Source organism: Synechococcus sp. R65.1 (assembly GCF_047461755.1).
GTDB lineage: Bacteria > Cyanobacteriota > Cyanobacteriia > Thermostichales > Thermostichaceae > Thermostichus.
In genome coordinates, this window is the sequence record NZ_JANSHU010000012.1 from 37,858 (window position 1) to 60,197 (window position 22,340).

Below are 22,340 nucleotides of genomic sequence, written 5' to 3' on the forward strand. Positions count from 1 at the left end.
AGGGCAGCGAGCTGCTGCTTAAACCGCAGGAGCTCTTGCGCTTCAGCACCAACTCTGCCCTCACCATCCCGATGCAGCCAGGGCTGCCCCTGCAGCAGGTTAGTCAGCTGCGCTTTCGCCCTGAGCCGCAGGACACCTACAAGCTGCACTTGTCCTGTCGTCAAGGCCGTGCTCCCACGAGTGGCAGGCAACCAGAACCTGAAGACGGTGCTAGTTAAGCTGGATTCGAAGCAGCAGCCCCTGATCCTTGGCCATGCTGTGCCCATGCCGGTGGTGGTGCGAACCCGCCCCTACGACGAAAAGTTCTACGCTGAGATTGTCAAGCCCAACCGGTTGCAGGTCGAGGATGCGGAGGTGCTTTGGGCAGCTCAAAAAGCCAAGGAGGAGCTGGGGTTGTAGGGAGGACTCCCCCACAGGCCAGTCATCAGGCGCAGCAGAAAGCGCCGCAGTGGCGGGAAAACTATCATCCCCTGGAGAACCCAGCGCCGCCCAACCACTACGGGCCAGTAGGAGTTGGAGAAGGTGCGGGTGAGCAGGTCGGTAAAGAGCAGCACCACCCAGTTTTCCCAACGGCGACGGCGGCCGTAGCGCCGCAGGACTCTGACATCTCCCAAATCCTCCTGCCGCCTGCGAGCCTCCAGCAACACTTGGGCCAAGGCGGCGGCATCGCGGATACCGAGGTTTAGCCCTTGGCCAGCCACCGGATGGCAGTGGTGAGCCGCATCTCCCACCAAGGCCAAGCGGTGCTGATAGTAGCGGCGACTCTGGCGCAGACGAGCGGGGAAGAGCTGGGGCGGGTTCAACAAGGTCAGGCAGCCGCCCTGGGAACCATAGTAGCGCTGCATCTCGGCCAAGAAGTCGGCCTGAGAAAGAGCCAGCGTGGCTTTGGCCTGCTCATGGGGCAAGATCCAAACTACCTGGCAGCGATTGCCAGGCAGGGGCAGGATGGCAAAGGGCCCAGCAGGCCAAAAGCGTTCGTAGGCGATGTTCTGGTGGTCTTGGGCAGGGGCCACCAGGGCAGTGATACACGACTGCCAGTAGTCCCAGCCGTCGCTTGGGATCCCTGCCCACTGCCGCACCTGGGAGCGCAGACCATCGGCGGCTACTACCAGCGAGGTTGCCAGTCGGCGCTGACCTTGGGCTGTTGTCAGCTCCACCTCAGCCGCGCTTTTCCCGTAGGTAACTCGCTCCACCCTGGCTTCGTAGTAGCAGGTAATGCAGGGATCGGCAGCCACCTGCTCCTGGAGCACCTGCTGCAGCCAGGCATGTTCGCCGCAGTAGAAAACTGCTGTTTCCCCCACATCCTCCGGTCTAAACGTCACCCGCTGGGGAGCGTCGGCATCTGTCAAAATGACTTGGGCAAAGGGGGTAATGTGGGGAGCTAGGGCCTCCCACACGCCAATTGACCGGAAGATGCGGATTGACAGGGGCGAAAGGGCGTAGGCCAGGGGGCGTTGCCGAACAGCCTCAGACGACTGGGCCTCAACGAGGGCTAAACGCAGGCCGGAGGCTCGGAGGGCACAGGCTAGGGTTAGACCCGTGATGCCTCCGCCGACAATCACCACATCGTAGAAGGCTTCCAAGGTACCTGAAGGGGGAGCAAGGGCTGTCATTTCCCACTTGGGTAGTTAGGTGCTGTAGGCCACTGCCTCCACGCAACTCGAGTTAGCTGGCGTGGCCGCTCGCACGGCTCGGAACATGCCAAAGCGGCAGAGGCCGGTACTGAAGGCCAGGTGCATGAGTAAGAAAGTGGGCACCTCCCGCAGCGACTTGATCAGGCCCACCAAGCCAAACTTTAGCAACCCCTCCGGCCGGACAACCCCCTGCCAGATGGAATCTAACCAAGAAGGAAGGGTCTCTTGGGTCCAGTCGGCAGTCTCCACTCCCCCCTCTACCAGCCCTGTGGCTTCCAGCGCTTCCACAAAGCCTTCGATGCTGGAAAAAGCGGGGTGCGCCCACTGGTCCAGCAACTGCCGCATCACCAGGCGCTCCCAGAAGTTGAGGGGCTTTTGGCGGTCGTCGCGCTGGTTCCAGTCTGCCACCACTAGAATGCCACCTGGCTTGAGCACCCGCAGCATCTCGCTAGCATAGCGGGCCTTGTCTGGCATGTGGGGGCCGGCCTCAATGGACCAGACGACATCGAAGCTGGCGTCGGGAAAGGGGAGGTCGAGGGCGTCGGCCACCTGAAATCGCACAGGCAGATCAGGGGGGGTGAGCTCTTGAGCCCGCTTCACCTGTCGTGGACTGATAGTAATGCCGGTTACCACAAAGCCATAGTCGCGAGCCAAGATGCGGCAGCTGCCGCCAATGCCACAGCCCACATCCAGCACTGTTGACCCCGGCGGCAGCCGATCCAGCCCCCCCCAGCGCACCATCTCATGGACAAAGTCGTGCTTAGCCTGGATGAAGTTTTTCCGCCGCGGCGGGGATCCGTAGTGGCCCAGGTGGATGTGTTCGCCCCAGTAAAACTCCAGGATCCCGTCCCGCGTCCACTCGTCGTAGGCGCGGGCTACCGACTCAGGAGAGCGATACTTGCGAGCAGTCAGCACGTAGGCCGCTAGACCTACGCCTAGGAGCAAAACTGGGGCCAAAATCCAAGGCATTGGGCGCATCAATAACTTGAGGCTGCTTGAGTTGGGACAGATCTCAAAAGCCCACTAGGGCATTATAGCCTTGGAAGGCAAGTTTTCTTGGCCGCACAAAGATACACAAGAGATACAGAAAAAGGCACCTACCTACCTGCTAGCAGCAGGAGGGTTTTTTTGGTGCCCTTTGCAAGGGGCCTCTTTGAGGATCCCCCCAAAGCACTTGCCTGGAGGTTAGCTCATGCTAACTCGCGTACGGTCGTAGGTCAAGCGGAAGGTGGGGTGCACTTTCCCTTGGATACGGTTCCAGAAGTTGCGCACGTTGGTGTGCAGGCCAACCCGCTCTGTACCGCGTACCAGCATCGCCTGCTGCCGAATTCGAATAGCGCGTTGGTGGCCCGCCATCAGCCGACGAGCTAGCTCATCCAAAACGTGGGAACGGCCAGGGGTTGCTGCCGCCTCGGAGGCTACTGCTGGAATCTCTTGAGCTGCTGCCTCAGCCGCTTTGGGACGATAGGCTACTCCCCGGTAGAGAAAGTCCAAGTTGGTGGACAAAACCAGCGGCTTGGTTAGGTGGCGGAACCGCCAGTCCAGCCCTCGATAACGGCCCCCCACCTTGCCAGGGGAAACGGTCACAGTCGGCGGTGAGAAGGTGTAACCGACACCACGGTAAGAGAGTTTCATCATCTTCGCCTCCAAAGTTGAGAGTTGTTGGTATCCCCTCCCCCTCCCAAGGTGAGAGGTGAGCTGGGATGTTTTGCAAACAGCTACAGGGGTTGAGGCGCGTTCCTTCGGGATAGCTCCCTACTTCCGTCCTCTGGCTGTGGGGTCGCTCTTGAACCCGCCAGAGGATGAACGATTTCTTCATTTCGTATTATAAGCTACGGTTTTGAGGTTTTCTAGGTAACCTTTAACAAAAATTTTGGCCGCTCTCCCCCGGGGCTACCCCTGCTGGACTGGAGTGCGCGGGGATCTGTCCACGCGGCTGAGGGAAGCAGTATCGTGGAAGAGCCCTCAGGATCGGCTACAAAAGTTCATATTTCGGGGTGGGTGTCCCTGTGCAGGAAGACTTTCGCCTGATTCTGGACATTGCCACAGTACTGGCGGCAGCGGCAGCAGGAGGGCTTCTAGCGGCACTGCTGCGGCAGCCAGTGCTTTTGGGTTACTTGCTAGCCGGGATCCTAGTGGGGCCGACAGGGCTGGGGTGGATTAAAGAGGTGGTGCAGGTGGAAACCCTGGCCCAGTTTGGCGTGACCTTTTTGCTGTTTACCTTGGGGGTGGAGTTTTCCCTCAAAGAACTGCGCCAAGTGCGCGGGATTGCTCTAGGCGGCGGCCTTTTGCAGATTGGCCTAACGATTGCAGTCACAGCGGTGCTAGCGATGGCCAGTGGCTGGCTGACGCCGGTGCAGGGGATCTTTTTGGGAGCGGTGCTCTCCTTGTCTTCCACGGCGGTGGTGCTCAAAAGCCTCACCGAGACCAACCAGATGGGCACGCCCCAGGCCCAGGCCATGCTGGGGATCTTGATCGTGCAGGATTTGGCGGTAGGGCTAATGCTGGCGGTGTTGCCAGCTTTGGATGCTCCCCTGCCGAAGCTGGCGGGATCCCTGGCTAAGTCAGTAGCGGAAATTGGCCTGGTGGCAGTAGGAGCAGTGCTGGGGGGTATTTGGCTGGTGCCCGCCTTGCTGCGGCTATTGGCCCAGCAGGAGAACAAAGAGGTATTCCTACTGGGGGTCATCAGCCTCTGCGTGGGGATTGCTCTCCTAACCGAGCGGCTGGGCCTTTCCAGCGAGATCGGGGCTTTCATTGCGGGGCTGATGATTTCGGAAGCGGAATACGCCGACCAAACCCTGGCCTACGTAGAGCCCTTGCGGGATGTGTTTGCTGCCCTCTTTTTTGCTGCCATTGGCATGCTCATCGATCCCCGCTTCATTGCTGACCACCTGACGCTGATTCTGGGGCTGGTGGGGCTAGTGATGGTGGGCAAGTTTTGCCTGGTGGCGCCTCTGGCTGGGCTGTTTGGCTACCCCCTCCCGGCGGCGGTGTTGGTAGGGCTGGGCCTTTCTCAGATTGGCGAGTTTTCCTTTGTCCTGGCCAGCGAGGGGCAGGCCCTGGGACTGGTGTCGCGGCAGCTGTATTTGCTCATTGTCAGCACCACTGCTGTTACCTTGCTTGTCACTCCCTTTTTGCTTAAGGGCGCGCCGGGGCTGCTGAGGAAACTGCAAGGGATCCCCTTCTTGTCTCGCTGGCTAGCAGCAGACGAGCGGCCTCGCGACCTGGATGCCAGGGCTCCTCAAGAGGGCCACGTGGTGGTGTGTGGCTACGGTCGGGTGGGGCAAGATGTGGTGCGCATTCTGCAGGCCCGTCGCTATCCCCTTTTGGTAGTTGACTCCTCGGAACAGGTCATCCAACAGCTGCGCTCGCAGGGGATCCCCTACCTCTACGGCAATGCTGCCAGCGCCCTGGTGCTGGAGAAAGCTCGCCTGAACCAAGCTCACGCCCTGGTCATTGCCTTGCCAGATCGTCTAAGCACCCGCCTCTGCCTCAAACAGGCGCTAGAACTGGCGCCCCACCTGGAGGTAGTGGTGCGGGCCACTCACGAAGAGGACATTGAACAGCTCTACCAGTTGGGGGCTAGAGAAGTCGTCCACCCGGAATTTGAGGCCAGCTTGGGGCTGTGCAGTCACCTGTTGCTCCAGCTGGGCGAGCCCCTGGAGGTTGTCCAGCAGGAGATCCTGGCCATCCGCAGCTGCCACTACCGCAACCTGCGACCTCTCCCCCCCAGTTGCCTAATCCCCACGTCTGTCAGCTGGCCGCCACCGCCTCCTGCTAACGGCAGCCATGACGCTAGTCCATCGGAATCGGTGCTGGCTTGGTGGGAGCAGTGGCGGCACCCCGGGCAGCCGGAATGGGCAGGGATCCCTAGCTCGGCTGAGTGAGAACACAAGCTGGGGCAAGATTAAGCTGAGTGACTTACTCTCTGGGAGATCTCTATGCGCTGGCCTGTTTGGCTACCCAGACCACTCGCTTGGTTGAGAGCCTTTGCTCTGCTTGCCCTTTCTGCTCTCGTGGCAGGGGTGGGGAGGATTTCTTCTATTTTGGGGAGCAGTAGCCAGCGCTATTTTCGAGAACAAGGCACTTCTGGGGGTAGCCTTTGCCACGACTTGGGTGTCATGGCGTGCCTTGTTGCCTACGTCCATCATTGGCTCACCGGCCCAGAGAACAGGCGTCACCCTACCTTGAGAAGTTGGAGAGGAGGGATTGGGGCAATAGGCGTGGCCGGGGCCAGCTCGGTTATAGGGTAGTTTCAACGCTGCCCTCAACTTGGTCAAGTGGTATCTGGCTACCTGCAGCTTGCGGGGGAGAGAATTCAGCAGCAGCAACTACCCCCGGGCTGGGGTCGCCGCTTCCGGGTAGATAACCAACATCCCCTCGTAGAGGATCTGGCCGGGCTGCAGCTCCAAGCGATCAATGCGCACACCTGGATCCAACTGGATGGGAAAATCTGCCAGGCCGGGGATAGGGATCTCCTGACCTTCACTTATCCACACAGGGTTAACCAGCCGCAACTGGCTAGGGCCCTGAGCCTGCAGCCCAGTCACCACCGTAACGGGCACCTCCGCCCCCTCAGGAGTAACCAGTTGGGCCCGGATGCGCAGCCGCCCTGGCTCTAGGGCAACCTGGGGCTGGCGGATTAAAAAGGGAACCGTTTGCTCTCCAAAGGGCAGTTGCACCCGCGCTTGGGCCAGTTGCGACTGGATGAGGGGAGCCTGAAGGGTGCGATTCAAGTCTGCTTCTGTGAGGCGCAAGCTTACCTGCACTGGCACAGGGGCCAACAGCCGCAGGGGGCTGCGCCCTTGAATAGCTTCCCCCACATTGAGGCGAATATCTTGGCCCCGCAGCCGCAGATGGCTGATCTGGAAGCCTTGGTAGATGAGGTTGTCTCCTGAGACCTGAGCTTGAGGGATCTGACCCTTGAGAATCTGGGCGTCGGAACCGGCAATTTGCACCTGCAAGTTGTCCACCTGCTGCACCTCAGAGCGAATCCAGGCAGCCACCAGAGGATTGAGCAGGGATCCGGCAATTTGGGCAAGGGCAGGCCAGGGCAAAAACATAGCAGGCAGGCCAAGCAGCAGAGCAAACCCCAGCCGCTGCCTCCCGGCGGAGGGCTGTTGTTGGCGGCTAGTTGTTGGCTTCAGGGGGAGAGAGTCCTGTTCAGGCCAAGATGGGGACAGCACGAGGCACCTCAGGGGAATAAGAACCAAAAGGCGAGAAGCTAGGGGGCTTTCTCGGGCCAGGCTAGGACTAGATTACGACAGGGCGGTGGCAGCGCCCAGGGGCTTCTCGCGCACTCTTGGGGAAGCTAGCCGTCTATCAACTGCCACCAAAGATACCCCAACCGCAGGTAGTGAAGCCGCAAGCCAGGGAAAGGGAAAACCCGCGGCGGCTGACGAAAGAGGGCACTGATCTGGGGTCGATGACCGGCGATATCCTGAGCCAAGATTTTGCCCGCCCACACCCCTGTGGCCACACCGCTGCCATGGTAGGCTAGGCCGTACCACAGGCTGGGATCCGTTGGCGAAGGGCCGATGTGAGGGTGAAGCTGGCGGGAGAGGCAAACCAAGCCATTCCAGGCGTACTCAATCTCCACCCCCTCCCAGGCGGGAAAGAGGCGGTAGAGCCGCTGCACCATCCAAGCTTGCAGGCGCTGCCGTTGCGCTGGGTCGTCGCAGGTGCCATCCCGCCCCCCAAACAGCAGCCGCCCATCGGGCAAGAGACGGTAGTAGAACAGAAGCCGCCGCGTGTCGTAGACAGGGGTCGGATCCCACCAGCCCTGGGCTTTTTGCTCCGCTGGCGTCAGGGGGCGGGTCACCACGATGTTGGAAAGCACCGGCAGCAGGGATCCCGCCAGTTGGGGATAGAGGTGGGCTGGCGTGTAGCCATTGGTGGCAATCACCAGGTGGCGCGCCCGCACTGTGCCCCCCGGCGTATGGCAAAGGTGGTAGGATCCCACTTTCTCCCAGGCGATAACCGGGCTAGCACTGTATAGCTGGGCTCCCCACCGGCGGGCAGCCTGAGCTAGCCCCTGGGTAAGCTTGAGGGGGTTGAGGCCAAAACCAATGCCGATGTGGAGAGCGCCGTAGTTCTCCCGACTGTCGAAGCCCCGCTCCCGCAGCTCTTTGGGGCTAAGGAGCTGAACGGGGTAGCCGGCCACCTGGGTGTAGATCTGGTATTCCGCCTCCAACTCCTGCCAAGCACTGGGGCGATGGGCCACCGCGTACCAGCCCTGGCCCTGGGCATCCAGGGAAAAGCCCTCGGTAGCAGCCAGCTCTTGGACGGTTTCCACTGCCTGCCATTGATCCCGGTAGTAGCGCTCCGTCTCCGCTAGCCCTACCCGCCGTACCATCTGGGCGTGAGTCAGGCAGCTTGCCCCCACGCCGCAGAAACCGCCATTACGCCCCGAGGCTCCCCAGCCCAGGGATCCCGCCTCCAGCAGGCAGGCGGAAATGCCGTGATCGCGGACTAGGTGCAGGGCTGTCGAAAGCCCTGTGAACCCGCCCCCAATGATGGCTACCTCAGCCTCCACCTGCCCTTGCAGAGGTGCTGGGTGTCGCCAACTGGAGTCTGCTATCGTGCTGTCCCAGTAACTGCCAACTGGATAGGAAGGATCGTAGGTTCTAGCAGGATAGGGGTTTGTTTTGGGGCAAAAACTCCAAGAAAGCATAGAAGCCCTGAGGTCAAGAACTCGTTCTTGAAAGTTCAGAAAATCCGCTTCTGCAGCAGCAGCCTCTTCGGCAGCGAGCAGCAGTAGGAAGCTTTGCTGCCTGTCCCCGCTGGCCAAGGCCCTGCAGCAGCTACTGAAGATGGAAAACAGCAGCAACTGTTGCCCACACCCCTTACTAGGGGCGCATAGCTAGCTACCCCCCTCGCCTGAGCTAGGGTAGGGGCGGGGCGGATCCCCTGCCGGGATAGACAAATTGGACAAACTTTCCCTCTGCCCCAATGAGCCTTTCTGCTGGCCAAAGGGTGCGGCTGTTGCCAAAGGCTGGTATTCCAGCCCTAACCAGGGCTGCAGCCTCGACTGTTACCGCTAAGGATTTTGGTGAGCAGGTAGAGCTTGTCCATCTTTCTTTCCAAGGTCAAACCGCTTTCCCCGCACGGGGAAGCCGGGCTGCCCAAGCTAGCGCCCGTGTCACCGACCCAGTAGCTTCACCAGCAAAACGCCCAACCCGTACAGGAACGTGATCGCGCCGGCTAGGAGGCTCTGGGTAAGGGGATCCGTGGAAGGGGTAAGAATGGCCCCCGCCACCACTGAAGCCACAACGACGTAGCGCCAGCCCTTGAGCATCTGCTCGGCAGTTACCAGCCCCAAAGCCCCCAGCAGTGCCTGCAGAATTGGCACCTGAAAGGCCAAGCCAGTGCTGAACATCAACAGCAGCACAAACTCAAAGTAGCGATCGATGGACCATGCCTGCTCCACTACCCCTTCCCCATAGCGAATAAAGAAGTTCAGCGCTGCCGGAATGAGAAGGTAGTAGGCAAAGGCTAAGCCCGCCACAAACAAGAGGCTGGATCCCAGCACCGCCGGTCCCAGCAGCCTGATCTCCTTGACGCTTAGCCCTGGCAACACAAAGCGGACGATTTGGTAGAGCAAAAAGGGCGTGGCCAAGAGCAAGCCGGCATAGGCCGCTACCTTGAGGGAGACGAAGAAGTACTCGCCCGGCGCCAGTTGCAGGAAGGTTACCCCCTGGGCTGGCACCTCCAGAAAAGCAACAAGGCGGTTTACCCCCAGAAAACAGGCGACGATGCACAGGCCCACAGCAATGAGGCTGGCCAAGAGGCGGCGGCGCAGCTCCTCCAGGTGCTCCATCAAGGTCATCTCGACCTCGTAGGGAAACTCTGGATTGGGCAGCCGCGTGGGCGCTTGCGCTGGCGCAGCTTGCTGCGAGGAGTCAGTCTCAGAGGCAAGGGGCATGAGCCGGCTGGTAACACAACCTTTCCCGCTATCTTAGCCTTGCCCCAGCCTCAAGGAAAAGCGCCTGCCCAACACGCCCCCCTCAGCATGGGTCAGCGCACCGCTGTTCCAGGAAACTCTTTATAGGTGGCGGTTAACGGCAAGCAAGGGGAGCCAACTTCCCCTCCCAGGTAAGATGGTTACGCGGTGCTAACTGCCAGCTTTGCGGCAAGACAGCGTCTATTCCAGACTGGGGATGGAGGTATGGGACAAGGGCAACTCCGGCGCGGCATCCTAATTGGTCTGGGCCTGCTGGCGGCCATGAGCGTGTGGGTAATCGCTTGGCTGCTCACCCAAAGTCCGCTGGCCTTGTTGCTGGTTCGCCATGAGCTGCCGCCGATTGTGGGCCTGGCCCCCCGCTCCACTCAGGCGCTGCTGCTGCTAGCTGTTCCCCTGGAAAATCTGCAGGCATTCTGGCAAGCGGCAACCCCCGCCTCCCAACGACGCGCTACCCGCCAGCAGTGGCGCAAATTTTTCTCCAGCGAAGGTCCAGGATGGCTGGGATCCCTCTTGGCGGGGGGATCCCTGAATTTCGAGCGGGAGGTGCAGCCCTGGCTGGGAAAAAGCACCCTCTTGGCCAGCTTGCCGGAGTGGGGCACCTTGGTTGCCCTGGAAATCTGCAAGCCAGCGCTGGCGCAGTTTGAGCTCAACCTGTTGTGGGAGCGGCAGAGTTTGGCCGGTCTGCCGGTCCAGGTGGACACCTACAAGGGCATCCAGGTAGTCTCCAGTCCGCTGCCAGGGTTGCCGGGGTTTGCGGCAGCCCTTTTCGGGGAGCGCTACGTGCTGTTGGCGGAGAAGGCAGCAGCCCTTCGCGCCGCTATCGATGCCTGGCAGGTGCCGCAGCTGTCGCTCATGGCCGAGCCGCAGTTTCGGCAGGTCATCCAGGCGCTGCCACCGGCGCAGGTAGGTTGGGCCTTCTGGCAAAATCCGCAGCCGGCCTCCGCTGAAGGGTTGACCTTGCAGGCGGTGGGGCTGGGGCTAGGGGTGAGCTTTCAGGGTTTGCTAGCAGAAACGGCTGCCCTTTGGCATACGCCTGCCAACTTTGCCCTGCCCAGGAGCGAAGCTTTTCGTCCCCAGGTTATTGGTCAGCTGCCCGACGAGACGCTGGCGCTGGTGTCTGGCCGCAACTGGGCTGTCTTTTGGCAGAGCCTGGGACAGGTGCAGCCCCTCCGCCTTCTGGGATTGCCGCTGGATCCGGGTCAGTGGGGGCCAGCCCAGGTCGACCTGGACTGGCAGCGGCTGGTGCCGGAAACGGGAGAGTTTGCCCTTGCCCTTCTACCCGCGGATGGGAAACCGGCCTGGCTCTGGGTTGGCAAGAGGCCGGAGGCACCGACGCTGGATGAGCGGGCAATTGCGCAGGGCTGGCAGGTGGTGTCGATGGCAACAAAACACGGCGTCGCCACCGCCTGGAGCAAACCCGTAGTCCAGCCCCTAGCAGAGTTGGTGCCTCAGAACCTGCCCGCGATCCCAAAGCCGCCGCCGCTAGCCCAGGTGTATCACGCTGACCGGGACGGCTATTCCTATCTGGCTTCGTCTTTGGCGGCTCTGGAAGCGGCCCTGGCAGATCCCCCCTTGAGCGCCACTCGTGCCTGGCGCCGCCTGGTGGCTCCCCTGCCTCACCGCAACCTGGGTTATGGATATGGATCCTTAGGCTTACTGGAAACCTGGCTGCCTCAGCTTTCGGGATCCCGCTGGTCATCCACTCGCTTTGCCTTTGCCACTACTGCCCTGAAGTTCTCTGAAGCTCCCTACCCCGATCGGGGCCGCTGGCTTCTCCAGAGGGGCAAGCTGTTTTGGCAGTGGTATTAGACTATCCAGGGATCGCGGCAGCCGGGGTAGATGAACTTGGCCAAATAGACTTGGTTGCCCGTCTCGTTCCATTCCACAAAGTCAAAGATTTGGGTCAGCAGGAGCACCCCCCGGCCCGATTCCTCTGTTTCCAAGAGGCCGCAGCGGCAGCGCTGCAGCTCTTGCTGGGGACAGAAGCCGGATCCCTGATCCCGCACTAGCCACTGGTAGAAGCGCTCGGAGCTGGTGTATTCGACGATCACCCTCTTGTTGGGATCCAGACCATTGCCATGGCGGACAGCGTTGATGAGGGCTTCTTGCAGGCCCAGGCGTACCTCTGCCTTCCAGGGGGGAGGAACTTTGGCAACCAACAGATCCAGAATCGGCTGCGTGTAGAGGGTGGAGGGAAAGCTGACAACGCTCCAGGAGCAATGGGCGGGTTTTAGGGACAGGGCAATCACAGGGGCGGTCTTCCCGGCGCACAACGCTCTTGTCGATCTTAGCAATGGCCGTCTGCGTCGGCCGGCGCAGGCCAGTTTCGGGAAAGGGGTGGCCATTTTTGCCGTACCATCTTGAGTGGTGAAGCTCTTCGCGGTTACCTCTAGTGTTATGGCGATCAAAGTTGGCGATAAAGTTAGGGTGCGCTCCATTCGCGATCGCGGGCAGGAAGAGGTGAGCGCCTTGGTGGGCAAGGAGGGCGTGGTCCTGGCGCGTCGGGTGGTCGATGGCAGTGGCATTGGCTATATCCTGGAATTTCCTGACCGCTCGCGGCACTGGTTTTTCGAAAGTGAGGTGGAGGAGGTCGATTCCAACCCGACGCAGGAGAAGGCTCGCTGAAGCTCTGGAGGCAGCCAAGCAGGCTTCCCTATGCTGGTGTTTCGGCTTGGTAGCCAGCTTCGGCGCCGTTGTAGAGCTAGGGAAGCTTATAATATCTTGCCGTTTTGGGATAATATCTTGCCGTTTTGGGAGGTGGCTGTGGCTTCTCCCCATCTAAATCGCCGTTTGTTGGCCCGCCAGATGGCTGCTCAGGTGGATGGTCTGACCGTCAAAATGGCTGCCGCTGCTCTAGAGGCCATGCTAGACAGCATCAGCCAATGTCTGGCGGAAGGAGGATCCGTGCGGCTGGCGCGCTTTGGCACCTTCTTGCTGCGGCCCCGTCCGGCCCGGCAAACCTATCACCCCCGCACTAAGGCTCCTGTCCACATCCCGGCTGCCCAAGTGCCCTATTTTGCCCCCAGCCCGGAGCTGGGACACCCTAGGAGAGAACGCCGAGGGGATTGAGAAGCGCCGCCATCCGTCTAGAATGGCCGTTCTGCTTTGGTTTCGCACCGATTTGCGCCTACTGGATCACCAGCCGCTGACGCGGGCTTGCCAGCAGGGATCCTTCCTCATTCCCCTCTACTGCCTGGATCCGCGCCACTTTGGCCGGACGGCCTTTGGCTTTCCTAAGACCGGTCCTTTCCGCGCCCAGTTCCTGCTGGAAAGCCTGGCTGACCTGCGGCAGCAGCTTCGGGCCCGCGGCTCTGATCTGGTCATCCGCCAAGGCCAGCCGGAGCAGGTGATCCCGGCCCTGGCGCGGGAGTGGGGGGTAAAGGCTGTCTATGCCTACGAAGAGGTGGGCACGGAGGAGGAGGCGGTTGCCAGGGCCCTGCAGCAAGCGCTTCAGCCCTTAGGGATCCCGCTGCACCTGGAGTGGGGCCACACCCTCTACCATCCTGCTGACCTCCCCTTTGCCCTGGCAGACCTGCCGGAGGTGTTCACCCGCTTCCGCCAGCAGGTGGAAGCCAAGGCCGCCGTTCGCGCTCCCCTGCCTATCCCCTCCCTGCCGCCCCTGCCGCCAGGGCTGGACCCTGGCCCTCTGCCCACTCTGGCGGAGCTGGGGTTGAGCTTGCCGCCGCTGGATCCCCGCGCCCGCTTTGTCTATACCGGCGGCAGCACCGCTGCCCAGGCGCGCCTGCAGATCTACATCTGGGATCTGGATCGGCTGCGCGTCTACAAAGAAACCCGCAACGGCATGCTGGATCCCAACGACAGCTCGCGTCTTTCTGCTTGGTTGGCGTTGGGTTGCCTTTCTCCTCGCACGGTGTATGCCGAAGTCAAGCGCTACGAGGAGGAGCGGGTGCGCAACGAATCCACCTACTGGCTGGTCTTCGAGCTGCTGTGGCGGGATTACTTTCGCTTCATCCTGGCCAAGCATGGCGCCAAGCTGTTTCGTCCCTCGGGGATCCAAGGGATCCCCATCCCCTGGCAGCAGGACTGGGACCGCTTTCAGGCTTGGTGCCGCGGCGAGACCGGCTACCCTCTGGTGGATGCCAACATGCGGGAGTTGGCCGCCACCGGCTTTATGTCCAACCGCGGGCGGCAGAATGTGGCCAGCTTTCTCACCAAGAACCTGGGGATCGACTGGCGCTTGGGGGCGGAATGGTTTGAATCGCTGCTGATTGACTACGACGTGGCCAGCAACTACGGCAACTGGAACTACGCCGCCGGCGTGGGCAACGATGCCCGCGGCTTTCGCTACTTCCACATTCCCAAGCAATCCCGCGACTACGATCCCCAGGGCCACTACTTACGCCACTGGCTGCCGGAGCTGGCCGGGATCCCGGGGGACAAGATCCACGAGCCCTACCGCCTCAGCGCTGCTGAGCAAAAGCAGTTTGGCGTGCGGCTGGGGGTAGACTATCCCCGCCCCGTGGTGGATTTGGGAAAGTCCCTGCAGGCCAGTCGGCGGGCTTACGAAGCGGCCCTGGCCCGCCACCGTGGCGGCTAGGAGGATCCCCTCGAAACGGGAGTGGCGGGCTAGGGGACGACGCGGCTAAGACGCCACAAGCCAGGCAGGCCAGCATCCGCCACCACCAAGCTGCCGTCTGGCAAGGCAAGCAGAGAGCCAGGCCGCTGGAGGCGAGCTGAGACCACCGGGCCATCCTGCCAGCCCGGCTCATCCCCCCCGGCCAGGGTAGAGACCTGCCCGCTGGGCTGAAGACGGCGAATGCGGCGGTTGTCTTGGTCGGCCAGCCAGAGGACCCCCGCACTGTCGAAGGCCAGCCCTGCAAGGGTTTGAAAACGGGCCTCCGCCAGAGGGCCATCGCGGTAGCCTGCTTCCGCCTGGGAGAGGGTGGTCAGGTGTCCGTCGGCAGAGAGCCGGCGCAGGCGATGCCTATCGGCAATCCAGAGGTTACCCGCCTTGTCCACTGCCAGAGCTGTCGGCTCCAGAAGCTGGGCTTGCTCTGCCGGCCCATCGGCGGATCCCGGCTGGCCGGTGCCAGCGGCCGTCGTCACTTTGCCCGTGGGAGTGATGCGGCGGATGCGGCGGTTGGCGCGATCGGCCACGTAAAGGCTGCCGTCCAGACCCAGGGCCAGGCCAAAGGGTTCGCGAAACTGCGCCTCGTCGCGCTCTCCATCTCGGTGGCCGGCTGAACAGGTGCCGGCAAAGGTTCTCACCCGCCGCTGTCGGCTGATGTAGCGCAGGCAATGGTTGCCGCTGTCGGCCACCCACAACCCCCCCTTGGGATCCCAAAGTAGCCCTTGGGGGGAGTGAAACTGGGCCTGCTCCGCCACCCCATCCCGGTGGCCGGCCTTGCCGCTGCCCGCCCACACCTCCAGTTCCCCTTCGGGGGAAAGCCGGAAAATGCGGTGCTGGGCCGGGTCGGCTAAGTAAAAGAACCCCTCGGGGTCTGCGGCAATGCCGCCGATCTGCTGCAGGGAGATCCCGGCCTCCCCTTCGTTATCGGAGCTGCTGCCCTCCGGCTTGGCTGCCGCAGCGGTGCGGCCATCGAGGAGGGTCTCCACTCGCCAGCCCGAGGCCGCTGTAGGAGTGGGGGTGGGAGTGGGCCACTCGTAAATCCAGGTTCCCAGTCCTTGTCCTTCAGCGTCGGCCACCGCCACCCAGACCGTGCCGGAAAGAGAGGCTGGCGGCATCACCGTCAGACTATTGCGGCTGCGCGAGCGAATTTCCCCCCTCAGGATGCGCTCCGGATTGGCGGCTGAGGCAAAAAGAACGCTTTCCACCCGCTCCAGATTTTCCCCCGACAGCAACAACGGCTGGCCGGGCGCTGGCACCCCTGCCCCTGCGTGCAGCAGCGGCACTTCCACCTCGGAGAGCACCAGCAGGCTCAGGCGGCGACTGCTGCTGTCAGCGCTTCCAGAGCGGGCAGAAAGAGTCAGGGATCCCTTTCCTTGTGCCAAGGTGGTGGATCCCCGGTAGGCGACAGCCCTAAGCTCGGCTTCGCCAGCGGGCGGGTCGGTAAAGGTGAAGGTGGCTGGTTGCCCCGGGCGTAGGGGCGCGTTGGCAGTCTGGCGGTAGCTGCCCAGGTTAATGCTCAGGTCGATCCCTTCCACCCCCGGCCAGGTAGGGGTGCGGGCCAGCCAGCGCTCCACCTCAGAAGCCGGCAGCTGGGCCACCAGATCGGATCCCTGTTCTTGGAGCAGCAAAACGATGCGGTTGCTGGGCACCGCCAAACCCGATTGGCGGGCCTGTTCGAGCGTGAGGGCAAAGGTGGAAAGACCAAGGGGAGTTGGCGTGAAAACTGGCTGCAGGGTAGGAGGGGGAACAAGGCTGGGAGAGACATTCGAGGAAGAGAGCTGGCCGCAGGCTGAGAGGGCCAGCACCAGGGCACTGAGTGCAGGCAGGGAGAGCAGCGCAGGGGAAACCCGTCGTGGCATCGTGCAGCTCATCCTCTTCCACAAACTGGGAAGTGGCAGCAACCCAAACCCCTCATGTTGACACCGACTACCTAAAAGCCGGCAGAAATTGCCCCGCTGCCTTCCTTCCGACAGCCACGCCCCAGCGTCTATTGGGCAAGGAGAAGCCCCCGAACCACCGTCCTGGGCCTTTAACCCTAACTCTATTCATGCTTAACCTGTCTCACCCAAGGGTGAGTTGCACCCCTCACTCCCTCTATCCTTACGCAAATCCCTTTCGAAAAGCCAGCTGCAATCTGATGCTTACTAAGCCAGGTCTGTTTTTGTTCGCCCAACGGTCAGAGACGGGATCCCGAGCAGAAGCTTTCGCTGCCGTCGCTTCTGGGGATCGGTGCCCCTCAGCTTGCCTCCGCCCCAGGCAGATCTGAGGACTACCGGCACCCCTAGCGCAATTCAGGTTTCTGCCGCCAAAGAGGTGAGGCTGCCCCAAGCGCCAGAGCAGCCAGAAGCATCAAGCTCCCCCACTGGCGACCCGCAGGGCTTGGGTTCATCTTGCCCTTCTAGTAGCAGGACACTGCCGGATGCCCCTTAATGTACCAGCGCCACGGGAGCTCCGCACCGCGGGTAATGCCGATGCGGGTGGTCTGGACAATGGGGAACTGTGCCTCCCAGGCAGGGGATCCCTCCAGCCAAATGCCTTCCTGGCCGACTGCCACCGGCTCCAGCCGCCAGCCGTTGTGGGATCCGTCAATGCGCAACGCCTGACAGAGTAGGCCCGGACCCGCCGCCACCCGCGCCGGTTTCATGCGCTTATTGGCCGGGATCCACTCCGGCAGGCAATCCAACTGGGCTGCGCGGATTAGAACGGCTGACGCGATCCCCTCTGCGTCGGTGACGATGTTCAGACAGTGGTAGAGGCCGTAGATGCGATAGACGTAGAGATGCCCTGGCGGCCCAAACATCACCTGGTTGCGGCGGGTCTTACGGCGATAGGCGTGGCAGGCCGGATCCCCAGCTGTGTAGGCTTCTGTTTCCACAATCTGGGCCCGCACCTGCAGCCCATCGGCAAATTGTCGCACCAGCACCATGCCTAGCAGAGCAGGCGCTACCACCGGCGCTGGCTGGCTCAGCCAGTCCCTAGCGTCCACCGTAGGCTCACTAGCCCTCAGCCCCCTGCCACAGCAGGGACAATGCTCACCTCATCTCCATCCTGCAGAGGGGTGTCGGATCCTTTCAGGAAGCGAATGTCTTCGCTGTTAACGTAAAGATTGACAAAGCGGCGCAATTCTCCCCTCTCATCGCACAGCCGCGCCTTGATGCCTGGATAGTTTTGCTCCAAAGCCTCCAGCAGTTCACGGATGGTGGATCCCTCGCAACTCACCACCTCCTGGTTCCGGGTGAGCGCCCGCAGCGTGGTGGGAATTAACACCTTGACTGCCATAAGCCCAGTGCTTCGTCCATCGACCAACATTAGAAGACTAGGGTAGCAGCACCCTGTCAATGCCGTGAATTGTTCACGTTGGCCCCCTTGACCCGAAGGCGGGTCTGTAGGAAGGCGGGTCTGTAACAGGAAAGTTCTTGGGGGATCCCCCCTCTTCAAACCGAGGCCTCCTGCCAGTCCAGCCGCTCCAGGGTGCGGGCCCGCTCCAGCGCCTGTTCAAAGCTCTCCAGCTTGGGCGAAATTACCAGCGGGTGGCCCACATGCGCCTGCACCGCCTCCTGGGTTTTCAAGCCATTGCCGGTAATATAGGCTACCGTAATCGCCTCGGGATCGAGCTGGCCGGCTTCGGCCAGGCGTTTGAGCACGGCAACGGTGGTGCCGCCAGCCGTCTCGGTGAAGATGCCCTCAGTCTCGGCTAGGAGCTTGATGCCGGCAATGATCTCGGGATCCGTGGCCGTCTCGATCTGGCCGCCGGTCTTGCGGGCAATCTCCAGGGCATAGATGCCATCAGCAGGGTTGCCGATGGCAATGGATTTGGCGATGGTGTTCGGCTTAACGGGAGTAACAAAATCCCGCCCCTCGCGGAAGGCCTGGGCGATGGGCGCACAGCCCCGGGCCTGGGCGCCGTGGAAAATAACCGGCTTTTCTGCCACCAGGCCCACCTTCACGAACTCCTGAAAACCTTTGTAAACCTTGGTGTACAGGGATCCCGACGCTAGCGGGATCACTACCTGATCCGGCAGTTGCCAGCCTAGTTGCTCCGCCACCTCGTAGGCTAAGGTTTTCGAGCCTTCTGCGTAGTAGGGGCGTAGGTTGATGTTGACAAAGCCCCAGCCGTAGCGATCCGCCACCTCGGCGCAGAGGCGGTTCACCTGGTCGTAGTTGCCCTCCACGGCCATGACGGTGGGCCTGTAGATGAGGGATCCCAGTACCTTGCCTGCCTCCAGATCCGCCGGGATGAAGATAGTGCACTCTAGGCCAGCATGGGCGGCAATGGCAGCCGTGGAGTTGGCCAAATTGCCCGTGCTGGCGCAAGAGACCGTGGTAAAGCCCAGCTCCTTGGCGCGGGTCAAGGCTACCGACACCACCCGATCCTTGAAGCTGAGGGTAGGCATGTTGACGGCATCGTTCTTGAGGTAGAGGTTTTTTAACCCCAGTCGCCGCCCCAGCCGCTCCGCTTTCACTAGGGGAGTCATGCCGGTGCCGACATCGATAGGGCGCTCCGAAACCACCGGCAGGAAAGGCCGATAGCGCCAGATAGACAGCGGCCCGGCTTGGATGCTCTGCCGGCTGACGACGCTCTTGAGCCAGTCGTAGTCGTAGACCACTTCCAGGGGGCCAAAACACAGGTCGCACACGTGCTTGGCGACCGGCTCGTACTCGGCCCCACATTCGCGGCAGCGCAAACGGCTAAAGCCCACCTGCGGGTTACGCAAGGCAGAGTTGGAGGGCAAATCAGCAGAGCCAAGCAGGCGTTGGGAAAGGGTTGGCGTCATAGGAAGCCTTCAGCGAGAGAAAGGGATGGATCTGGCTTACCCAGCCCGAGGTCAATCCTATCACCCGCGATCTAGCCCGTCAACCAAACCCGACTAAAATAGTCTGGATTTGGCTCTGGCCAAGAGGCAGGAAGGTTCCTACCCTGGAGTGTCAAGTGACGAGCAAGGGACTGGCTGGCGCTGCTGGGGTCAAGGGCCCCCACAATCTCAGGCGTTGCCCCTCTCGCTAAACTGGAAAAACAAGCTGAAACAATCTGATGCCCTTTGGGATCCCGGTACTCACCAGCAGAAGCCAGCGTATGCTCAAAGTCGGACGGGACAACGTGGACTTTCTTGACCACTACGACGTGATCGTCGTGGGTGGGGGGCACGCCGGCTGTGAAGCGGCCCTAGCGTCAGCGCGACTGGGCTGTAGGACCTTGATGCTGACGTTGAACTTGGACAAGATTGCCTGGCAGCCTTGTAACCCCGCCGTGGGTGGCCCGGCCAAGTCGCAACTGGTGCATGAGATTGACGCCCTCGGCGGTGAGATGGGCAAAGTTACCGACCGCACCTATTTGCAAAAGCGGGTGCTCAATCGCTCGCGGGGCCCAGCAGTATGGGCCTTGCGGGCGCAAACCGACAAGCGGGAGTACGCGCGGGTGATGCGCTCGGTGGTAGAAAACCAGCCCAACCTGAGCCTTCGGGAGGGCACTGTCACCGACCTAGTGCTGGGGCGCAACGACGAAGTAGTGGGCGTGGTTACCCATTTCGGCAGTGTCTTTGGCTGTCGGGCGGTGATCCTGACCACGGGCACCTTTCTGGGAGGGCGCATCTGGATTGGCCGCCACTGGCAACCTGCTGGACGTGCGGGGGAATTTGCCGTCGAAGGCCTGACTGACACCCTGCGCCAACTAGGCTTTGAGACAGGCCGGCTGAAGACGGGCACCCCTGCCCGCGTGGATCGCCGCAGCGTTGATTTCTCCGTGATGGAGCGGCAGCCAGGGGATCCAGACCTACGCTGGTTTAGCTTTGACCCAGAGGTGTGGGTGCCGCGGGAGCAGATGGACTGCTACCTCACCTACACCACGCCGGAGACGCACCGCATCATCCGGGAAAACCTCCACGAGACTCCTGTCTACGGCGGTTGGGTGGAGGCCAAAGGGCCACGCTACTGCCCCAGCATTGAAGACAAGATCGTGCGCTTTGCCGACAAGGAGAGACACCCTGTCTTTATCGAACCCGAGGGGCGGGATCTGCCGGAGCTCTACATCCAAGGGTTCTCGACGGGGATGCCCGAGAAGATCCAGATCCAAATGTTGCGCTCCTTGCCCGGCCTAGAGCGGTGCGTGATGCTGCGGCCTGCCTACGCGGTGGAATACGACTATCTGCCGGCCACCCAGCTCTATCCCACCCTGATGACCAAGAAGGTGCAGGGGCTCTTCTGCGCCGGCCAGATCAACGGCACCACCGGCTACGAAGAAGCAGCAGCCCAGGGGCTCATTGCCGGGATCAACGCCGCCCGGTTGGTGCAAGGCAAACCCTTAGTCACGCTGCCGCGCGAGTCCAGCTACATCGGCACCCTCATTGACGACCTCTGCACCAAAGAGCTGCGGGAGCCCTACCGCATGCTCACCAGCCGCTCCGAATACCGCCTTATCCTGCGCGCCGACAACGCCGACCAGCGCCTCACTCCTTTAGGGCGAGAGTTGGGCCTCATCGACGACCGCCGCTGGGATCTCTTCCAGGCCAAGCAGGCTCGTATTGCCGCCGAGATTGAGCGCCTGGAAACCCAGCGGGTTAAGGCCCACGACCCCGCCGGGATCCACCTCAGCCGACTGACTGGCCAGGGGATCAAAGGATCCGCCACCTTAGCTGAGCTCCTGCGCCGCAACCAGATCCACTACGCCAACCTGCTGGAGCTGGGGTTGGGAAATGAGGAGCTGGATCCCTTTGAGCAGGAGGCAGCGGAAATTGCCGTCAAATACAGCGGCTACATCCAGCGGCAACAAGCCCAGATCGAGCAGGTGAGCAAGCAGTACCACCGCCCCCTGCCTCCCGATCTGGACTACCACTCCATCCCCACCCTCTCCAAAGAGTCGCGGGAGAAACTGGCAGCAGTCCGGCCTCTGACCGTAGGCCAGGCCGCTCGCATTGGCGGCGTCAACCCTGCCGACATCAACGCCTTGCTCATCTACCTCGAGGTGAGACAGCGTCAGAGAGCGACGGCAGAACCTGTTGGCAGCTCGCGGTAATCTTTGCGCCCAGCCGTGTAGAGAGCAGGGATCTCCTCCAGCGCCATGCGCGAAGCCACGCCCAAATCCAAGGGGGAGACCTCCCCGCGCAGCCAGTGACAGAGGCCGGCTGCCCCAATCATGGCGGCGTTGTCGGTACAGAGGGCAACAGGCGGGATCACCACCCGCAGGCCCTTTTGCTGGCCCGCTTCCAGAAGGCGAGCGCGCAGCTCCCGGTTGGCAGCTACCCCGCCAGTCAGCAGCAGGGTTGAGAGGCCAAGAGCTTCGGCGCAGGCCACTGCTTTTTCCGTGAGGACGCGCGTTAGGCAGGCCTGAAAGCTGGCGGCAATGTCGGCAATGGGCAGCTCCTGGCCTTCCTGCTGCAAGTGCTGGACGAGGCGCAGCACAGCCGTCTTCAGGCCACTGAAGCTGGTGTCGTAGGGGTGGTCCAGCTTGCCTTCCGGCAGGGGAAAGCGATGGGGATCCCCTTGTTGCGCCCAGCGGTCGATCTGGGGCCCCCCCGGGTAGCCCAGCCCCAACAGCCGCGCCACCTTATCAAAGGCTTCGCCGGCAGCGTCGTCGCGGGTGCGGCCCATCGTCTGGTACTCCCCGTAATCCTTCATCCAGATCAAGCTGGTGTGGCCTCCCGAAACCAAAAGGCACAGGCAGGGAGGTTGCAAGTCGACTGTGGCCAAAAAGCCGCTGAAGAGATGGCCCTCCAGGTGATGTACCCCAATCAAGGGCTTATCGTAGAGCAGCGCCAAGGTCTTGGCCGCCATCAGCCCCACCAGCAGGGATCCCACCAGGCCCGGCGCACAAGTTACGGCAATGGCATCCACCTCGGCTACGCCTAGCCCGGCCTGCTGCAGCGCTGACTCGAGCACAAAGGGCAGAGTTTCCACATGGCGGCGGGAGGCCACCTCCGGCACCACACCTCCGTAGGCTGCATGGAGGTCGATCTGGCTAGCCACCACCGAGCTGAGCTGCCGCGGGGCAAAGGTTGGCCAGGTTGGCTCCGCCTCCACCACCGCCACAGCCGTTTCGTCGCAACTGGTTTCAATGGCAAGGACACAGGCCATGGGAAAAAGGGGTGGGAATGCCTCAGGATCCTTAAGAATTGTGTGAGCTAAAACCCGAGCTCCCTCCGGATAAGGCGCTCAGGAG

Annotated in this window: 19 protein-coding genes and 1 riboswitch; of the genes, 7 read left to right on the forward strand and 12 right to left on the reverse strand. The window is 61.9% G+C overall.

The features are described 5' to 3' along the window. Positions 1-180 precede the first annotated feature (180 nt). Positions 181-399: a hypothetical protein gene (locus tag NW814_RS06880; RefSeq protein WP_414405698.1), complete on the forward strand. Its 219-nt coding sequence runs from the start codon at positions 181-183 to the stop codon at positions 397-399. Here the strand turns inward: NW814_RS06880 and NW814_RS06885 are convergent. From NW814_RS06885 to NW814_RS06895, 3 genes are all read right to left on the reverse strand, one after another. Then, complete coding sequence (locus tag NW814_RS06885) at positions 369-1,613, reverse strand: FAD-dependent hydroxylase (RefSeq protein ID WP_414405699.1); 1,245 nt, start codon at positions 1,611-1,613, stop codon at positions 369-371. The two genes, NW814_RS06880 and NW814_RS06885, sit on opposite strands and share 31 nt — an antisense overlap. A gap of 15 nt (positions 1,614-1,628) precedes the next feature. Then, a complete protein-coding gene (locus NW814_RS06890; protein WP_414405700.1) occupies positions 1,629-2,612 on the reverse strand; it encodes a methyltransferase domain-containing protein in 984 nt (327 codons plus the stop codon). Between the two features lie 207 nt (positions 2,613-2,819). After that, positions 2,820-3,269: a DUF4278 domain-containing protein gene (locus NW814_RS06895; RefSeq protein ID WP_414405701.1), complete on the reverse strand. Its 450-nt coding sequence runs from the start codon at positions 3,267-3,269 to the stop codon at positions 2,820-2,822. Between the two features lie 96 nt (positions 3,270-3,365). Next, positions 3,366-3,445, reverse strand: a riboswitch (Glutamine riboswitch). A 198-nt stretch (positions 3,446-3,643) separates the two neighbouring features. Here NW814_RS06895 and NW814_RS06900 point away from each other — a divergent pair. Then, complete coding sequence (locus NW814_RS06900) at positions 3,644-5,521, forward strand: cation:proton antiporter (RefSeq protein WP_414405702.1); 1,878 nt, start codon at positions 3,644-3,646, stop codon at positions 5,519-5,521. A gap of 444 nt (positions 5,522-5,965) precedes the next feature. Here NW814_RS06900 and NW814_RS06905 read toward each other — a convergent pair whose 3' ends face one another. The 3 genes from NW814_RS06905 to tatC all read right to left on the reverse strand — a co-directional run bounded on the left by NW814_RS06905 (position 5,966) and on the right by tatC (position 9,462). Further along, complete coding sequence (locus NW814_RS06905; protein ID WP_414405703.1) at positions 5,966-6,820, reverse strand: DUF2993 domain-containing protein; 855 nt, start codon at positions 6,818-6,820, stop codon at positions 5,966-5,968. Between the two features lie 125 nt (positions 6,821-6,945). Further along, positions 6,946-8,169 carry an NAD(P)/FAD-dependent oxidoreductase gene (locus NW814_RS06910; protein WP_414405704.1) on the reverse strand — a complete coding sequence of 408 codons (1,224 nt, stop codon included), beginning with the start codon at positions 8,167-8,169 and terminating at the stop codon, positions 6,946-6,948. 606 nt (positions 8,170-8,775) lie between these two features. After that, positions 8,776-9,462, reverse strand: a complete 687-nt coding sequence (gene tatC, locus NW814_RS06915; RefSeq protein ID WP_414394817.1) for a twin-arginine translocase subunit TatC — start codon at positions 9,460-9,462, stop codon at positions 8,776-8,778. A gap of 339 nt (positions 9,463-9,801) precedes the next feature. On the opposite strand from tatC, the gene NW814_RS06920 reads away from it, so the two are divergent. Then, positions 9,802-11,406, forward strand: coding sequence for a DUF3352 domain-containing protein (locus NW814_RS06920; protein WP_414405705.1), 1,605 nt, complete (start codon positions 9,802-9,804; stop codon positions 11,404-11,406). Here NW814_RS06920 and NW814_RS06925 read toward each other — a convergent pair. Then, positions 11,403-11,846 (reverse strand): ATP-binding protein, encoded by a 444-nt coding sequence (locus NW814_RS06925; protein ID WP_414405706.1) that lies wholly within the window; start codon positions 11,844-11,846, stop codon positions 11,403-11,405. The genes NW814_RS06920 and NW814_RS06925 overlap by 4 nt on opposite strands. Positions 11,847-11,994: 148 nt before the next feature. Here NW814_RS06925 and NW814_RS06930 point away from each other — a divergent pair, with 148 nt between their 5' ends. The 3 genes from NW814_RS06930 to NW814_RS06940 all read left to right on the forward strand — a co-directional run bounded on the left by NW814_RS06930 (position 11,995) and on the right by NW814_RS06940 (position 14,155). Further along, on the forward strand, positions 11,995-12,222 hold the full coding sequence (locus NW814_RS06930) for a cytochrome b6f subunit family protein (protein ID WP_414405707.1): 228 nt from the start codon (positions 11,995-11,997) through the stop codon (positions 12,220-12,222). Between the two features lie 96 nt (positions 12,223-12,318). Then, positions 12,319-12,666 carry an HU family DNA-binding protein gene (locus NW814_RS06935; RefSeq protein ID WP_414405708.1) on the forward strand — a complete coding sequence of 116 codons (348 nt, stop codon included), beginning with the start codon at positions 12,319-12,321 and terminating at the stop codon, positions 12,664-12,666. Between the two features lie 22 nt (positions 12,667-12,688). Then, entirely contained in the window at positions 12,689-14,155 is a 1,467-nt protein-coding gene (locus NW814_RS06940) for a DASH family cryptochrome (RefSeq protein WP_414405709.1), read from the forward strand. A 29-nt stretch (positions 14,156-14,184) separates the two neighbouring features. Here NW814_RS06940 and NW814_RS06945 read toward each other — a convergent pair whose 3' ends face one another. The 4 genes from NW814_RS06945 to thrC form a co-directional block, all read right to left on the reverse strand. Further along, positions 14,185-16,047: a hypothetical protein gene (locus tag NW814_RS06945; protein ID WP_414405710.1), complete on the reverse strand. Its 1,863-nt coding sequence runs from the start codon at positions 16,045-16,047 to the stop codon at positions 14,185-14,187. 539 nt (positions 16,048-16,586) lie between these two features. Further along, positions 16,587-17,174, reverse strand: coding sequence for a DNA-3-methyladenine glycosylase (locus NW814_RS06950; RefSeq protein WP_414405711.1), 588 nt, complete (start codon positions 17,172-17,174; stop codon positions 16,587-16,589). A gap of 17 nt (positions 17,175-17,191) precedes the next feature. Beyond that, complete coding sequence (locus NW814_RS06955) at positions 17,192-17,467, reverse strand: ubiquitin-like small modifier protein 1 (RefSeq protein ID WP_414405712.1); 276 nt, start codon at positions 17,465-17,467, stop codon at positions 17,192-17,194. A gap of 155 nt (positions 17,468-17,622) precedes the next feature. Continuing rightward, positions 17,623-18,963 (reverse strand): threonine synthase, encoded by a 1,341-nt coding sequence (thrC, locus tag NW814_RS06960; RefSeq protein WP_414405713.1) that lies wholly within the window; start codon positions 18,961-18,963, stop codon positions 17,623-17,625. A 299-nt stretch (positions 18,964-19,262) separates the two neighbouring features. Here thrC and mnmG point away from each other — a divergent pair, with 299 nt between their 5' ends. Then, positions 19,263-21,197, forward strand: coding sequence for a tRNA uridine-5-carboxymethylaminomethyl(34) synthesis enzyme MnmG (mnmG, locus tag NW814_RS06965; RefSeq protein ID WP_414405714.1), 1,935 nt, complete (start codon positions 19,263-19,265; stop codon positions 21,195-21,197). Here mnmG and tsaD read toward each other — a convergent pair. Continuing rightward, positions 21,158-22,255 (reverse strand): tRNA (adenosine(37)-N6)-threonylcarbamoyltransferase complex transferase subunit TsaD, encoded by a 1,098-nt coding sequence (gene tsaD, locus NW814_RS06970; protein WP_414405715.1) that lies wholly within the window; start codon positions 22,253-22,255, stop codon positions 21,158-21,160. The two genes, mnmG and tsaD, sit on opposite strands and share 40 nt — an antisense overlap. Between the last annotated feature and the right edge of the window lie 85 nt (positions 22,256-22,340).

What these genes read in the sequence shown, in the direction of transcription:
- NW814_RS06885 (WP_414405699.1), bottom strand. Translation starts at nt 1,613, where the DNA reads ATGACAGCCCTTGCTCCCCCTTCAGGTACCTTGGAAGCCTTCTACGAT.
- NW814_RS06890 (WP_414405700.1), bottom strand. Translation starts at nt 2,612, where the DNA reads ATGCGCCCAATGCCTTGGATTTTGGCCCCAGTTTTGCTCCTAGGCGTA.
- NW814_RS06895 (WP_414405701.1), bottom strand. Translation starts at nt 3,269, where the DNA reads ATGAAACTCTCTTACCGTGGTGTCGGTTACACCTTCTCACCGCCGACT.
- tatC (WP_414394817.1), bottom strand. Translation starts at nt 9,462, where the DNA reads ATGACCTTGATGGAGCACCTGGAGGAGCTGCGCCGCCGCCTCTTGGCC.
- NW814_RS06920 (WP_414405705.1), top strand. Translation starts at nt 9,802, where the DNA reads ATGGGACAAGGGCAACTCCGGCGCGGCATCCTAATTGGTCTGGGCCTG.
- NW814_RS06930 (WP_414405707.1), top strand. Translation starts at nt 11,995, where the DNA reads ATGGCGATCAAAGTTGGCGATAAAGTTAGGGTGCGCTCCATTCGCGAT.
- NW814_RS06940 (WP_414405709.1), top strand. Translation starts at nt 12,689, where the DNA reads ATGGCCGTTCTGCTTTGGTTTCGCACCGATTTGCGCCTACTGGATCAC.
- NW814_RS06945 (WP_414405710.1), bottom strand. Translation starts at nt 16,047, where the DNA reads ATGCCACGACGGGTTTCCCCTGCGCTGCTCTCCCTGCCTGCACTCAGT.
- NW814_RS06955 (WP_414405712.1), bottom strand. Translation starts at nt 17,467, where the DNA reads ATGGCAGTCAAGGTGTTAATTCCCACCACGCTGCGGGCGCTCACCCGG.
- thrC (WP_414405713.1), bottom strand. Translation starts at nt 18,963, where the DNA reads ATGACGCCAACCCTTTCCCAACGCCTGCTTGGCTCTGCTGATTTGCCC.
- mnmG (WP_414405714.1), top strand. Translation starts at nt 19,263, where the DNA reads ATGCTCAAAGTCGGACGGGACAACGTGGACTTTCTTGACCACTACGAC.
- tsaD (WP_414405715.1), bottom strand. Translation starts at nt 22,255, where the DNA reads ATGGCCTGTGTCCTTGCCATTGAAACCAGTTGCGACGAAACGGCTGTG.